Origin of the sequence: Limosilactobacillus fermentum (genome assembly GCF_013394085.1) — a bacterium.
Taxonomy (GTDB): Bacteria; Bacillota; Bacilli; order Lactobacillales; family Lactobacillaceae; genus Limosilactobacillus; species Limosilactobacillus fermentum.
In genome coordinates this window covers 1684972-1698817 of the sequence record NZ_CP040910.1, presented here as the reverse complement: position 1 = coordinate 1698817, position 13846 = coordinate 1684972, and the positions used below count along the sequence as shown (strand labels likewise).

Below are 13846 nucleotides of genomic sequence, written 5' to 3'. Positions count from 1 at the left end.
TTACTCCTCCTCAAATAAAGTGGCGATCCGCTGGTTGGCCACCCGGGTAATTCCGTAGGGCGGTAAAAAGGCGGCCGAGCGCAGTTTCTGGGCCAGCTGGTTAATGGTTCGGCGCCCCTCTTCCAAGCGGGTTTGGGCTTCTGCTTGGTCAATTAAGTTAAACTGAACGGTTTGCCCCGGGGCCAGCTGGGTGAAGGTCGGCAAGTCGGCGCTGGTGATCACGGCTAAAAGGGGGTAACCGCCGGTGGTTTGCCGGTCGGCCATCAGGACGATCGGTTGGCCGCTGGCCGGGATCTGGATCGCCCCCATTACGGTCGCCGCCGACAGCATGCTTTGGTCCGGCACCGGCAGGGTCGGGCCGCTGAGCCGGTAGCCCATCCGGTCGGATTGGTTGCTAACGGTGTAGGTGGTGTCCAAAAAGGACTCCCGGCTGGCCGGGTCAAACCAGTCCCACTGGGGACCCTTTAACACGCTGATGGTAGCGGTGGTGTCTTTTGAAACCGGTGCGGCACCCTTCGTGTGGCGGTGGTAGTAGCCGGGCAGGGTTAAGTGTTCTTCAATCGGCAGGTCGTCGCCGGCTTGCAGGGGCCGGCCCGAGTAGCCGCCCAACTGCAGGCGCAGGGTGGTGGAACGCGACCCCAGCACCGGGGCGACCTGGAGGCCACCGGTCACGGCGAGGTAGCCGATCCGACCGCTAGCGGCGTGGCCGATAGCGAGCCGGTCGCCCTCGTGGACCTGGTAACAGCGGTTGGGGTCGACGGGCTGGTCGTTTAAGGTTGCCTTAAAGTCGGCCCCACCAAGGGCGATAAAGGTGCTGACCGTAAACTCGACCGTCGGGCCGGCCATGAAGAATTCCAAGACGGCGGCGGAAGCGGGGTTACCAACCAATAAGTTGGCCGTGATGGCGGCGGGTTGGTCCATTACCCCCGAGGTGGGGAAGCCGTCGATCTGGTGGTTAGGGCGCCCGAGGTCCTGAACGGTAGTCTGCAGGCCCGGTTTTAGTACGCGTAAACTCAATTAATTCACCGCCTTTACTTGGTAGGTACCGTTGGCCACGTCGGTTTTGATCAGGTCAAACTCGTGGTCGGTCACGGCAAAGAAGCGGACCCGGTCGCCGGCGGAGTAAAAGCTCTGCGGGTGGGCAGGATCGTACAAGTTCAGCGGGGTCTGGCCGATGATTCGCCAGCCCCCCGGGGAAGCCACCGGGTAAAAGCCGGTCTGCTTGCCGGCAATCCCGACGCTACCGGCGGGGATTTCCAGCCGCGGCTTAGCTAAGCGGGGCATGGCGATTTTGTCATCGACGCTACCCATGTAGGCAAAGCCGGGTAAAAAGCCGAGGAAGTAGATCAGGTAGTCCTGGTCGGTATGGGCTTGAACAACCTCGCCGGTGCTCTGGTCAGCAAAATTAGCGACGTCGGCGAGGTCCGGCCCCCCATCCCCACCGTAACGGACCGGAATTAGCCAGGTAGTGGGCGTGGCTAAGGGGGCGCTCAGGGAGGAATCGATCAGGGGCTTGAGGGTGTGGCTGAGCTTGTCGTAATTCGTGACGATGCCATCGTAGGTAACGGTTAAAGTCGAATAAGCCGGGATGAGGGCCACGATGCCGGGTAGGTTGGCCTGGCGGATTTCTTTAATCAGGGTTTGTAAGCGCCGGTTGACGACCGGGTCGATTGAATCGCCCAGGGTAATCACCAGGGCTTGGTCGCCCAGCGGGGTTAATTGGTAAGAATCCATCGGGGCGCCTCCTTTCATTAAAAAATAGTGAGATCAATTTTAAATGTACCAGCTTTCAACTTGCTTGTCAAAAGTTATTGTCGGTACTTATGTAACCATCCATGGTATTTAGTTAATATTTGAAAGCTAAAGGCGCTTAAAAGGGGCGGTGGGGAAAGTAATCCCTCATTGATACTTAATATAAGTTAAGAATCACCCTGAATTAATAGATTTATTTATGTTGGTGAATCACTGGTGACGGCGCCCTTAATTTGGCGTAAAATGGGAGCTAAAGTTAACTTGAGGAGAATTGGAATGGAAGCAATTAAGGAACACACTTACCAAATCGGCGAGGTCGCCCGTAAGTACCACCTTTCCGTGGCCACCCTGCGTTACTACGACCAGGAGGGCCTGATCCCCGGCTTGGGTAAGTCGGCCAGCGGGGTGCGCCAGTTCACCGACGAAAACCTCGGCGCCCTAGACGTGGTCGAGTGCCTGAAAAACGCCGGGATGTCAATCAAAGACATCAAGGTCTTCATGGAATTAGCCAGCCAGGGGGACGCCACCTTAGCGGAGCGCCAGGCGATGTTTTACGACCTCAAACAGCGGCTGCAAGCCAAGCTAGCCACCCTAGAGGAGACGATGAAGATGGTCGACTTCAAGTGCGCTTACTACACCCAGGCGGTGGCCGACGGGACCGAACGCTACGTTAAAGAAGCGATGCACCGGGTGGACTAGGGGGAGCACGTCATCTGTAGCACAGTTAAAACAAAAAGCTGAAGATCGACGTCTAAAAGGACGTGATCTTCAGCTTTTTTTACTTAATGAGTGTGCATTCACTGGTGAGGTTGGGTCGCACTTCCAATAACGTACTCCCCAACCGCAGGCCTAGTGGCTAAGTACGGGTAAAGAACGCCGCCGGGGGCGCCAACCTTCCCCCTAGCTTACCCACGGCCCGCCAATGGTTGGGTCGCACTTCCAATAACGTGCTTCCCAACCGCAGGCCTAGTGGCTAAGTCCGACCACAGAACACCGCGTTCCGCGCTAACCTGTGGTCTTGTCCTTAGCCCACGGCCTGCCCAATGGTTGGGTCGCACTTCCAATAACGTGCTTCCCAACCGCAGGCCTAGTGGCTAAGTCCGACCACAGAACACCGCGTTCCGCGCTAACCTGTGGTCTTGTCCTTAGCCCACGGCCTGCCCAATGGTTGGGTCGCACTTCCTATTTTCTCGTCACCACCGTCACCTTCCGCAGGTTGGCGATAATTAGCTCCCACTCCTGCTTTCTGGTCAGCATCAGCCGGCCCCGCCTGAAGTCGAGCTGGGTAGCGGTGCCCGCGATTGTTTCGTAGTAGCCGCTGTCGCCGTTGAAATATTCGACCTTGAGGCGTAGGGGCAAGAGCGGCTTGATGGCCAGTAACTTACGCTCAATGCGCTTGGTGCTCAGCTCATCGGGGTAATTCTTGTGGCTGTAGCGCTCGGCGACCTCGTTGATCAGCTGGTGGTAGCCGGTCAGGGCCGCAAAGGGAGCGAACTGACCAGCGTGGTCGGCCGCCGGTAGGGGCCAGTGGTGCTTGGAGACCGGCCGGGGCAGGTCCATGATGTCTTGGTAGGCGCTGGTGTCTTTAAAGAGGCGGGCCTCGATGGCCGCCGTTTGTTGGTCTAGTGCTGGTTTGTTCATGCCTTGTGGCCCCCAATCTCGTCGTTGCGCTTACGGGTGGTCGACCCGTCTAAGAGGTCGGCGGCCCGGATAATGGCGTTTTTACCATACTGTTCTTGTAGCTTTAACACTAGTTCTTGGACCTCGTGCTCCTGGTCGCGGGTCGACTGGGCGCTTTGTTGTTCCGCTACCTTTTGGTGGGGGTCTTCAAACAGGTTTAACTGCTCGGTACGGACCTGTTTGGCGGCCTCTTCTTCATCGACTAAGTGATTGGCGATCACCGTTACCTTACGGATTAAGAGGTCCCGGTTGGCGATGCGGTCGTAGAGGTCCAAAAAGGCGCCCCGCAGCTCCCGGGGCGAAGAGGTGAGGTCGGGTAAGTTGGCACCGCCGTGATCGGGCTTGGGAACCTGGCGGCCGTAAAAGTCGGTTACGATCGGGCCGTGGTAGTTGCTGGCGTAGGAGATGCTCTTTACGTCGTAGGAGAGGAGCAGGGCGATCTGGTTGGTCAAAGCGTGGCGCTTGACCAGCTGCAAGGACAGGTCGGCGCTCATCTCGCTGATCACCTGGCGGGCTTGGGGGATCGTGTAGGGTTTCATCAGTACTTGGCCGGAGTAAATGCCGTGTTCGCTGGCCCGGTAGTTTTTAATGTCTTCGATCGTGGCGGCCTCGTAGCCCCAGGCGTGGTTGATTAGGAGCTGGGCGTGCTTGCCAAACTCGCGGTACAAGACCTCCTCGTTTTGCGGGTCCGACAGGGTGCCTAAGGAGCACCGGGCGATGTCGCCCATCGTGTGGAGGCCAAGCTTTTCTAGCCGGCGGGCGTACCCGCGGCCGATCCGCCAAAAGTCGGTCAGGGGTTGGTGAGCCCACAGGAGGCGGCGGTAATCTTGTTCGGTCATCGCCACGATCCGTACCCCGTCAGCGTCGCCGGGGATCTTTTTGGCCACGATGTCCATGGCGACCTTGGCCAGGTAGAGGTTGGTGCCGATCCCGGCGGTGGCGGTGATCCCAAATTCGGCCTGGATCGCTTGGATCATCTTTTTGGCCAGTGCGTGGGCCGATTCGTGGTGGGTGGCCAAGTAATCGGTGGCGTCGATGAAGACCTCATCGATCGAGTAGACGTGGATTTTTTCCGGCGGGATGAAGCGGAGGTAAATCTCGTAGATCTTAGCCGACACCTGGAGGTAGTAGCGCATCCGCGGGGGCACGATCATGAAATCGACCCGCAGGCCGGTGCGGCTTTCCAGTTCGTCCTTGTAGATCGACCGGGTCTTGGCTAGGCGCCGGTTGGCAAACTTAGCGGCCCGCTGGCGGTTGACCCGGTCGACTTGCTGGTTAACTTCAAATAGGCGTGGCCGGCCGGGGACGCCAAACGACTTTAGGGCCGGGGAAACAGCTAGGCAGATCGTCTTGTCGGTCCGCGAGGCGTCGGCCACGACTAGGTTGGCGTTTAAGGGATCCAACCCGTGGGCGGCGCACTCCGCCGAGGCGTAAAAGGACTTCAAATCAATGGCGATGTAGGTGTGCTCTTGGGCCACGCGGGCCACCCCCCTTCGTAAATCACCCCTATCATAGCAGATTTTAGTTATCGGAACAAGTGTTCGGTTACAAGAAGTGCGGACCAACCATTAAGCGGGCCGTGGGCTAAGGACAAGACCACAGGTTAGCGCGGAACGCAGTGTTCTGTGGTCGTACTTAGCCACTAGGCCTGCGGTTGGGAAGCACGTTATCTGTATAACAGTCGAAAATTGAAAAAAGCTGGAGATCGCATCGGTAAAAACGTGGATCTTCAGCTACTTCTGTAATTGATTGAAAGGAGGTTGGTCCGCACTTCCTACAAATTCAACTCAAACGCCAAGCGCACCGGGTCAACCGGGTCGACCACCTTGATGATCCCCCGGTACTCAAAGCCGGCGCTCTTAGCCACGTGTTGCATTGGCTGGTTGAGCTTGAAGGTGTCGACGCGGAAGTTGTGGACGCCCCCCCTGCAAAGTGGTCAATGATTAGCTTAAAGAAGCGCTGGCCAAGGTGTTGGCCCTGGTACTGGTTGGAAATGGCGATCCGGTGGATAGTGGCGTACGGGGCGGTCGTATTTTGCCAGGCCCCGTCAATTTCTTGGTAGTTGGGGTCTTCGCCAACGATGACGGCGGCGTACCCGACCACCTGGTGATCGGCCTTTAGCACCCAGCCGACCTCGTTAGCGATGTCAGTGGTGATCGTGTCGGCGTTGGGGTAGCCGGATTGCCACTGGGTCGAGCCGGCCGCCTTCAAGAAGGCCTTGGCGTGGTTGATGATTTCTAGGACGGCTAAGACGTCAGCGGTCGTGGCCGGGGCCAGCGTGAAAGTAGGGTTCATAGACAGGATCCTTTCTGGTTAATCGTATTGGTCGAGCTTAAACTTTTTGATTGCGTAAATCAATTCGTTCGCGTAATTGGGGTCGGTAGCGTAGCCGTTATTTTGCAGGGCCCAGGCCGCCTTGGTGTAGGACTTGGTAATCACGCCCCGGTAGCGGTGGGGGTTATCGGTGGTCCCGTTTAAGATCAACTTGGTGTGGGCGTCAATTGAGGCCTTCCACGAGGAGTAAACCTGGAAGTACTGCTTGATGGTAACGGTCTTGCCGTTGAGGGTTTCTTTGGTGTACATCTTCACCCGGTTGGTTTTACCGCTGGCCTTGATGCCAAAGAGGTTATTGTACTTGTAGGCTAGTTTGGCCCGTCCCCAGTCGGATTCGGTCCCGGCCTGGGCGATGATGATCGAAGCGGGGATCCCGTACTTCTTTTCCACCGCTTGGGCGGCCGGGGCGATTTCTTTGATGAACTCCTTGGTGGTGATCTTAGCGGAGTGGGTTTGCGAAAGCGAGGTTTGTTGGTAGTAGGCGGCGCCAATCCCGACGCCGAGCACGACGAGGAGGCTGACGATGATGCCGGCCACGATGACGATCACGTCGTCATTTTTCTTCACATCAATCATCCTTTCTCAGTTTTCCCCATTATAGCGGGGTGGTGGGCCGTTAAACCATTAATCGGAAAAACTTCACCGAAAAAGCGTTAAAAGTCGGCAGATTTGTCTGGTTGAAATGGGAGCGCCCCTTCGTTAAAATTAGATTATGATTAACGGGTGATAAAACCGTCCAACTGTGTTAGTAGGCAAAGGAGGAACCTAAATGTCTTTGATTGTCCCAGAAAACTACGACCCGAAGCTGTCAATCCGCGAAACCGAAGAAGCGATCCGTTACATCCGTGAAACCTTCCAGGATGAAATCGGCAAGGAGTTGAACCTGCAACGGATGTCGGCGCCAATGTTTGTCGAACAAAGCACCGGGTTAAACGATAACTTAAACGGGGTGGAAGCCCCGGTGTCCTTTACCATGAAGGACCTGCCCGGTGAAACGATTGAAATCGTCCACTCGCTGGCCAAGTGGAAACGCTTTGCCCTAAAGAAGTACGGCTTTGGCTTACACGAAGGGCTTTACACCAACATGAACGCCATTCGTAAGGACGAAGACCTCGATAACTTCCACTCGATTTACGTTGACCAGTGGGACTGGGAAAAGGTGATCGCCAAAGAAGAGCGGACCGAAGCCACCCTGAAGGCAACCGTACGCCAGGTCTTTAAGGTCATCAAGCACATGGAACACGAGGTTTGGTACAAGTTCCCGCAGGCCGTTTACCACCTGCCGGACGAAATCCACTTTGTGACCACCCAGGAATTAGAGGACCGCTGGCCAGAGCTTTCGCCAATGGAGCGCGAAGACAAGATCGCTAAGGAACTGGGCTGCGTCTTCGTGATGAAGATCGGTGACAAGCTGCAACGCTCCGGCGAACCGCACGACGGCCGCGCCCCGGACTACGATGACTGGTCCTTAAACGGCGATATCATCTTCTGATACGAACCGCTGCAAACCAAGCTGGAAGTCTCCAGTATGGGGATCCGGGTCGACGAACGGGCGATGAAAGAACAGCTGGAAAAGGCTCACGCTACCGACCGGGCCGAATTGCCGTTCCACCGCGACCTCTTGGCCGGCAAGATGCCGTACACGATTGGGGGCGGGATCGGCCAGTCCCGGCTGTGCATGCTTTTGCTCGGCAAAGCCCACGTCGGGGAAGTCCAAGCCTCGATTTGGCCAGAAGAGATGAAAGAAGCCTGCGCTAAGGCCAAGATCCAGCTGCTGTAAGGAGTTTTTTTAAGGAACAGCTGGGTCAAACCGTCGGCCCCGAAGTCGACCAGGAGTACCTGGGCTATTTGGGGACCCAACACGAGCTGATGCCCGGCGCCATGGCAATGCTCAAGCAGGCCCAACGCCTGGGCTACCAATTGGGGATCATCACCAACGGGGTCGCCAAGGTGCAAAAGAGCCGGTTGAGTGAATCCGGCTTGGCGCCGCTCTTTTCGTCGGTTTTAGTGTCCGAAACGGTCGGGGTGGAAAAGCCAGATCCGGTCATCTTTGAGCGCTTCTTTGCCACCAGCGAAGTGGCGCCGGAACGGTCGATCATGATCGGCGACGGCCTGCCTTCCGACATCGTTGGGGCGCATAAGGCCCACCTGGCGTCGGTCTGGTACAACCCGCGCCGGGTGGCGAACACCAGCGGGGTCACCCCAACCGTGACCGTGGCTAACCACCAGGAGTTAACCGACCTCTTAACCCAGTGGGCCCACGCCTAAGCGTCAGGGCGCTGCACTTTTAATAAATATTGGCCGGGAATCCCGTGACTTTAGTCATGGGATGGATAGGCTTCTACTTACGTCCTTTAGGGCGTTTTTTTATTTCATTGTACTTTTGATTATTGATATATTGCTCAACGACCTCCTTGCTCATATTCCCTAAAGTACTCATGTAATAGCTAGGGGACCAGAGGTGGCCACCCCAATACTGCGACTGGCGGATTTCCGGGTGTCGCTTGAGGAAAATGAAGGCACTGCGTCCTTTGAGGGCTTTGATAGCGCTAGTTGGTGCTTTACTAGGTGGAAAACTAATCAACACATGGACGTGGTCAGGCATTACTTCCATGTGCTCAATCACGATTTCGTTATCTGCCGCAACCGTTGTAAGGATTTCTTTCATTTCATTCACTAACACTTCACTAGTAAAAGTTGGATTACGATACTTGGTTACCCAAATCAAATGGTAGTGAAAGTTATAAATATAACGCCGTGTATAAATGGCATCTTCGATTTTGTCCTTCGACATGATTGCCACGCTCCTTAATTATTATTGTCATTGACATGTGGTATAATAACACTATATCAGTGAAGGAGGTGAAAATAAATGAAGTCAATGGCGCAGATGAAATATCATTACGGACTCAAGGTGCGGATTTATCCAAGCGACAGGCAAAAGAAAATTATCAAGATCAATAGTGATGCTAGTCGATTCATCTATAACGAAATGGTCGCTATTAACAAGGAACTTTGGCGGCTAAAACAGGTTAAACTCCCGATTGATACCATTCAGAACCGGATTGAGCAACTGGAGCTTCGCCAAAGCGCTAAACAAATGTCTAATCATTTCCAGTTCTTAGAAGATAAAAGGATCGATAGCTTGACTAAAGCCAATGCCATTCAAAACTACCATAAAGCTTGGAATGCTTTTCGCAAAGTTCATACCGCAGGTGTGCCTAAGTTTCACCGGAAAAGTTACGTTTGGCGTTATCAAACTAACTGCCAGTATTTGAAACAGAAGGCAGCATACTTAACTAACGGAACTGTACATTTTGAAGATAGTAAGCATGTTATAGTGCCTAAATTAGGTCGGCTCCGTGTTAAAGGTTCCCATCAACGAGTCTTAGCTCGCAGTGCTGAAACCCGTATTGGAACGGTAACCATCGTAAAGGACGCTAGCGGTCGTTTCTTTCTCTCAATGCAGTTGGCGTCGGATACTCCCTTTGTCAATTGGCCGCAAAATACAGGCAAGCAGATTGGGATTGATCTTAATACTGAAAACTTCTTAACTACTAGTAATGGCGATACTGTGGCTAATCCACGCTATTACCGCATAATTAAGGGTCGCTTAGCCAAAGCACAGCGCATCTTATCGCGACGGGCTCGTCGGGCCAAACAAGAACATCGACCATTACGGACTAGTAAGAACTACCAAAAGCAACGCTTGTTGGTGGCTAAATTACACGCCCAAGTCTTTGAACGTCGACGTGACTTTCTCCACAATGTCTCGACTACACTAATCAAGAACCACGATTTCGTAGCCGCAGAGGAATTGCGGAGTAAAAATATGCTGAAGAATCATGCTTTAGCGATGAGTATTGCGGACGTAGGTTGGCGGACTTTCTTAGGAATGTTGGCTTATAAAGCAGAACTCTACCATCGCCAATTCCTTACGGTGAATCCTAAGAATACTACGCAGGCTTGCCATGAATGTGGTTTTGTGATGGGCACAGCAGGGACCGAAAAACTCACACTTGCAGACCGAGAATGGACATGCCCAAAGTGCCATGCTCACCACGTTCGTGACCATAACGCTGCGCAGAATATTCTAACTAAAGGAATTATTAAATTAGCCTAATTTGGCTCGTCCCTATGGCAACCTGGGGACGCTAAAGGCATTGGTAATTGCCGTGTAAGACGAAACGGTTCGTAGAACTGTTCGCAGTGGTGTATCTATGCAAATTGTGATTCAAACACTCATCAGAAGGGTGCTTGCTCACAAGCCACTGACTTTAGTCAGTGGTGGTTGACAAAAGCTAGTTGACAAGGCCCCCCGACCAGGTTAAGATAATGACAATTTAATGAGAAACAGCTGAGAAGAGATGAGTAAGGACCGGAAACCTCCTAAGAGAGGCGGGATAGGTGTAAGCCGCCGTGGTGAAAGGTCCTGAAGATGGTCTTGGAGCAATCCGGCTCCGCAAACGATGGTGAGCGGACCGCGGCTGACGCCCGATATTGCGTCTGGGTATTCCTTGGAGTACCCACTGAGGACCCGATCGCGAGGTGGGGTCAAATAAGGGTGGTAACACGATCAAGCGTCCCTGAAGCACAAGTGGCTTCGGGGGCGTTTTTATTTTCAGCGGCTTCGCAAATTGGCAAAATTGAAAGGGGATTTTCACTATGACAACACAATTACACTACGACATCGTTGGTTCCTTCCTCCGTCCGCAAGCCCTCAAGGAGGCACGCAAACAGTTTGCGGCGGGCCAGCTGAGTCAAGCCGACTTGACCAAGGTCGAAGACGCCCAGATTAAGGAACTGGTTCAAAAAGAAGCGGCGGCCGGCCTGAAGGTGGTTACTGACGGGGAGTTTCGCCGTTCCTACTGGCACCTAGACACCTTCTGGGGCTTTGGTGGGATCGAACACACGACCCAAACCCACGGCTACTTCTTCCACGACGAAGAAACCCGCAACGATTCGGCCCAAGTGGCGGGCAAGATTCGCTTTACCGGCGCACACCCCGACTTGACCGCCTTTAAGTATTTGAAGAGCCTGACCGACGGCACCGACCTAGTTCCCCGTCAATCGATCCCGTCACCGGCCCAGTGTTACGCCGAACTCTACCGGGGGGACGAAAACATCGCTAAGCTCAAGGAGGTTTACGCAAACGAAGACGACCTGATAACGGACCTGGCGACGGCCTACCGTGACCTGATCTTGGCCCTGTACGACGCCGGCTGTCGCGACTTGAAGCTAGACGACTGTACCTGGGGGATGGTCGTTGACGACGACTTCTGGCAAAGCATGGCCGACGCCGGCTTCGACCGGGAACAACTGGCGGCCAAGTACTTGGAAGTCAATAACGGTGCACTGGTTGATCTACCGGCCGACCTGCGGGTGTCGACCCACATCTGCCGGGGCAACTATCACTCGACCTGGGCGGCCAAGGGCGGTTACGGCCCGGTGGCCAAGTACGTCTTCGCCAAGGAAAACGTCTCCGCTTTTTACCTAGAATTTGACGACGAGCGCTCCGGGGGCTTTGAACCGCTCCAAGAAGTCCCGGCCGGCAAGGAAGTCGTCCTCGGCCTAGTGACCTCCAAGAAACCAGAGCTAGAAGCGGCAGCTGACCTAGTTGCCCGGATCAAGGAGGCCAGCCAGTACGTGTCCTTAGACGACCTCGCCTTATCGACCCAGTGTGGCTTTGCCTCGACCGAAGAGGGGAACCAGCTGACCGAAGACCAACAGTGGGCTAAGATCAAGCTGGTCGTCGAAGTTGCCAAGCAAGTTTGGGGTTAATGGTTGACCCGGGTTGTATAATGAAGTGGTATTAACTTTTAAATAAAGGAGAAGATAGTTATGGCAAAGGTTGAAAGTTTCACGCTCGATCACACGAAGGTGAAGGCCCCTTACGTGCGGCTGATCACGGTTGAAGAAGGTCCTAAGGGTGACAAGATTGCCAACTACGACCTGCGGCTGGTCCAACCAAACGAAAACGCCATCCCAACGGCGGGCCTGCACACGATTGAACACCTCCTGGCTGGCCTCTTGCGGGACCGCCTGGACGGGGTGATTGACTGCTCACCGTTTGGTTGCCGGACCGGGTTCCACTTGATCACCTGGGGCGAACACTCGACGACGGACGTCGCCAAGGCCCTCAAGTCCTCATTAGAAGAAATCGCCTACCACACCGAATGGGAAGACGTACAGGGGACGACGATCGAAAGCTGCGGGAACTACCGCGACCACTCCCTCTTCTCCGCCAAGGAATGGTCCAAGACGATCCTGGACCAGGGGATTTCCGACCAACCGTTTGAACGGCATGTAGTAGAGTAGGGAGAGCGACAGAAATCTTTGATTTCGTCGTCGCTCCCCCGCAAGCGCCAATAGGTATCTAGCTAGCGTCGGCTTGCCGACCAGCTGGATGCCATTGGCGTACTGCGGTGCGGACCAGTAAATTATAAGTTCATTGTCTTGACTCCGCAGTGAGGGCGAGATAAAGGCAAAAGGGCTAGGAGAGATGTCTTTCCCCTAGCCCTTTTTGATCCTTGATGGTTACTCAGATAACGTGCTCCCCAACCGCAGGCCTAGTGGCTAAGTGTCTGGACACAGAACACCGCCGAGGGCGCTAACCTGTGCCCTATCCTTAGCCTACGGCCTGCCAATGGTTGGTTCGCACTCAAAAAAAGACCCGGCGCACTGTGAAGTGCCGGGTCTTTTTTGTAACCTTAACCGAGGGTACCAACCACTGGCAAGCCTTCGATGACTCCGGCCCCGTGGGGGGAGTGCTTGAGGGCGTCAGTGATGTCCTTACCGGCAAGGTTGCCGTGGTTCTTGTTCTCTTTCCAGTTCGGGATGGAAGAAGCGTCGTACACCTGGCCTTCGTAAGCGAAGTAAGCCGGGCGACCGTCCTGACCGTCATATTGAGCAAGTTCCGCGAGGGTAAACACCTTATCTGCCATGGAAATGTACCTCCGTTTCAAGGGTTAATGTGGATGATTACGGTTATTGTACAAAAGTAAGTGACACGACGTCAAGAAATTAGGTGCGGAACGTAACAATCTTTAGTCGAGCTGGTAACGGGCGAGGGTGTCGGAGAGTTTTTTGATAATTTCTAAACGTAATTCCTTGGGTTCCAAGACCTCGATGCCGGAAATCCCCAGCAAGAGGTAAAGGCCGGCGCCCAGCATTAAGCGTGACTTTAACTTGACCGGCGCGTCATCGGGCACTTCGGCTAAAGAAGAGGCCGGGAACTCGGTTTGGTCGACGTAGTAGCCAACCACCTCGGCGTTAATGCGGTCGATCGTGATTTTGGCGGCCTTGTGGTCGGCCTTGACCAGGATGGTTTGGGTCTGGTGGTTTTTGCCCTTGAACATACCGATCACGGTGTTACGGTCGGCTTCAAAGCCCTCGAGCTCACGCTTGGTGGCGTCGGGGCCGATTTTGATCGACAATACCCCGTCGCAGCGCAGGATCCGGGCAGCGTCGGCCTCATCCCCCTTAGCGCCCTTGGTGGTGTCGACCTCCTTGTAGCCGCGGACGTACCAGTAGTAATCGAAGTGTTCGATGCTTAGCGGGGTGAAAACGTAGTCCTTGTCGATCGAACCGTCGCGCTTACGGTAGTCAACGATCACCTTTTTGTGGGCGTAGACGGCGTCGAGGAAGGTTTCTAAGACCGCCAGCTGGGTCGGTTCGGCCACCGGACGGTAGTAATGGCGCTCCCCCTTTAACAAGGTGTTAATTTCGTCGGCCCCGTGTTCGGCGAGTTGGAGCTGGTTTAAGGGGCGGGTCAACTTGTTAATGAGGTGTTCGACGACTTCCTTATCAAAGGAGCGGCTGGCCAGGAGGATCTTGGCGATGATGAAGACCTCCCGCTGGGTTAAAAAGGGCCCCTGGCTAGCGTCAACCAGGTACCTGACGTCGCGCTCGCCGTCGTCATTGACGAAGCGTTCCCGTTTAACCTCTAAGTTAAGGTAGTCGCCGAGGAGCGTTTCGATGGCGGCGATGTCTCGTTCAATCGTCTTGGCCGAGGTATGGTACTTATCAATCAGGTCATTTTTGGTGGCCTCCCCGGTGGTTAGGAGGAGGAAAATAATGG

13 protein-coding genes and 2 pseudogenes are annotated in these 13846 nt (G+C 54.7%); 6 read left to right on the top strand and 9 right to left on the bottom strand.

Translation table 11 applies throughout. The features are described 5' to 3' along the window. A complete protein-coding gene (locus tag FG166_RS08605) occupies window positions 1-1017 on the bottom strand; it encodes a 5-oxoprolinase subunit C family protein (RefSeq protein WP_003681369.1) in 1017 nt (338 codons plus the stop codon). After that, complete coding sequence (pxpB, locus tag FG166_RS08600) at window positions 1018-1734, bottom strand: 5-oxoprolinase subunit PxpB (RefSeq protein ID WP_015639466.1); 717 nt, start codon at window positions 1732-1734, stop codon at window positions 1018-1020. It abuts the gene before it with no gap. Window positions 1735-2028: 294 nt separating this feature from the next. Between pxpB and FG166_RS08595 the strand changes: the two genes are divergently transcribed. Further along, window positions 2029-2451 (top strand): MerR family transcriptional regulator, encoded by a 423-nt coding sequence (locus FG166_RS08595; RefSeq protein ID WP_004562871.1) that lies wholly within the window; start codon window positions 2029-2031, stop codon window positions 2449-2451. Between the two features lie 483 nt (window positions 2452-2934). Here the strand turns inward: FG166_RS08595 and FG166_RS08590 are convergent, their stop codons facing one another. The 4 genes and pseudogenes from FG166_RS08590 to FG166_RS08575 all read right to left on the bottom strand — a co-directional run bounded on the left by FG166_RS08590 (window position 2935) and on the right by FG166_RS08575 (window position 6342). Further along, window positions 2935-3393: a hypothetical protein gene (locus FG166_RS08590; protein ID WP_003681375.1), complete on the bottom strand. Its 459-nt coding sequence runs from the start codon at window positions 3391-3393 to the stop codon at window positions 2935-2937. Continuing rightward, window positions 3390-4910: a Y-family DNA polymerase gene (locus tag FG166_RS08585; protein ID WP_023465786.1), complete on the bottom strand. Its 1521-nt coding sequence runs from the start codon at window positions 4908-4910 to the stop codon at window positions 3390-3392. The genes FG166_RS08590 and FG166_RS08585 overlap by 4 nt, the downstream gene beginning before the upstream one ends. A 296-nt stretch (window positions 4911-5206) precedes the next feature. Next, window positions 5207-5727, bottom strand: a pseudogene (locus tag FG166_RS08580) (N-acetyltransferase family protein). 18 nt (window positions 5728-5745) lie between these two features. Next, the gene (locus tag FG166_RS08575; RefSeq protein ID WP_003681382.1) at window positions 5746-6342 is read right to left on the bottom strand and encodes a glycoside hydrolase family 73 protein; all 597 of its coding nucleotides are present in this window, start codon (window positions 6340-6342) and stop codon (window positions 5746-5748) included. 193 nt (window positions 6343-6535) lie between these two features. Here FG166_RS08575 and asnA point away from each other — a divergent pair. Beyond that, window positions 6536-7546 (top strand): annotated as a pseudogene (gene asnA / locus FG166_RS08570) (aspartate--ammonia ligase). Between the two features lie 20 nt (window positions 7547-7566). Next, on the top strand, window positions 7567-8034 hold the full coding sequence (locus FG166_RS08565) for an HAD family hydrolase (protein WP_306387745.1): 468 nt from the start codon (window positions 7567-7569) through the stop codon (window positions 8032-8034). A 73-nt stretch (window positions 8035-8107) separates the two neighbouring features. On the opposite strand, the gene tnpA is transcribed toward FG166_RS08565, so the two are convergent. Next, window positions 8108-8560 (bottom strand): IS200/IS605 family transposase, encoded by a 453-nt coding sequence (tnpA, locus tag FG166_RS08560; RefSeq protein WP_003684311.1) that lies wholly within the window; start codon window positions 8558-8560, stop codon window positions 8108-8110. 78 nt (window positions 8561-8638) lie between these two features. Here tnpA and FG166_RS08555 point away from each other — a divergent pair, with 78 nt between their 5' ends. The 3 genes from FG166_RS08555 to FG166_RS08545 all read left to right on the top strand — a co-directional run bounded on the left by FG166_RS08555 (window position 8639) and on the right by FG166_RS08545 (window position 12084). Then, window positions 8639-9889: an RNA-guided endonuclease InsQ/TnpB family protein gene (locus tag FG166_RS08555; protein ID WP_003684310.1), complete on the top strand. Its 1251-nt coding sequence runs from the start codon at window positions 8639-8641 to the stop codon at window positions 9887-9889. A gap of 542 nt (window positions 9890-10431) precedes the next feature. Further along, on the top strand, window positions 10432-11547 hold the full coding sequence (locus FG166_RS08550) for a 5-methyltetrahydropteroyltriglutamate--homocysteine S-methyltransferase (RefSeq protein WP_003681392.1): 1116 nt from the start codon (window positions 10432-10434) through the stop codon (window positions 11545-11547). Between the two features lie 60 nt (window positions 11548-11607). Next, the gene (locus FG166_RS08545; protein ID WP_003681394.1) at window positions 11608-12084 is read left to right on the top strand and encodes an S-ribosylhomocysteine lyase; all 477 of its coding nucleotides are present in this window, start codon (window positions 11608-11610) and stop codon (window positions 12082-12084) included. A 392-nt stretch (window positions 12085-12476) separates the two neighbouring features. Here the strand turns inward: FG166_RS08545 and FG166_RS08540 are convergent, their stop codons facing one another. Together FG166_RS08540 and FG166_RS08535 are read right to left on the bottom strand one after the other, a co-directional pair. Next, window positions 12477-12710, bottom strand: coding sequence for a cytochrome b5 domain-containing protein (locus tag FG166_RS08540; protein ID WP_003681397.1), 234 nt, complete (start codon window positions 12708-12710; stop codon window positions 12477-12479). A 102-nt stretch (window positions 12711-12812) separates the two neighbouring features. Beyond that, window positions 12813-13541 carry a helix-turn-helix transcriptional regulator gene (locus FG166_RS08535; protein ID WP_003681399.1) on the bottom strand — a complete coding sequence of 243 codons (729 nt, stop codon included), beginning with the start codon at window positions 13539-13541 and terminating at the stop codon, window positions 12813-12815. Window positions 13542-13846 lie beyond the last annotated feature (305 nt).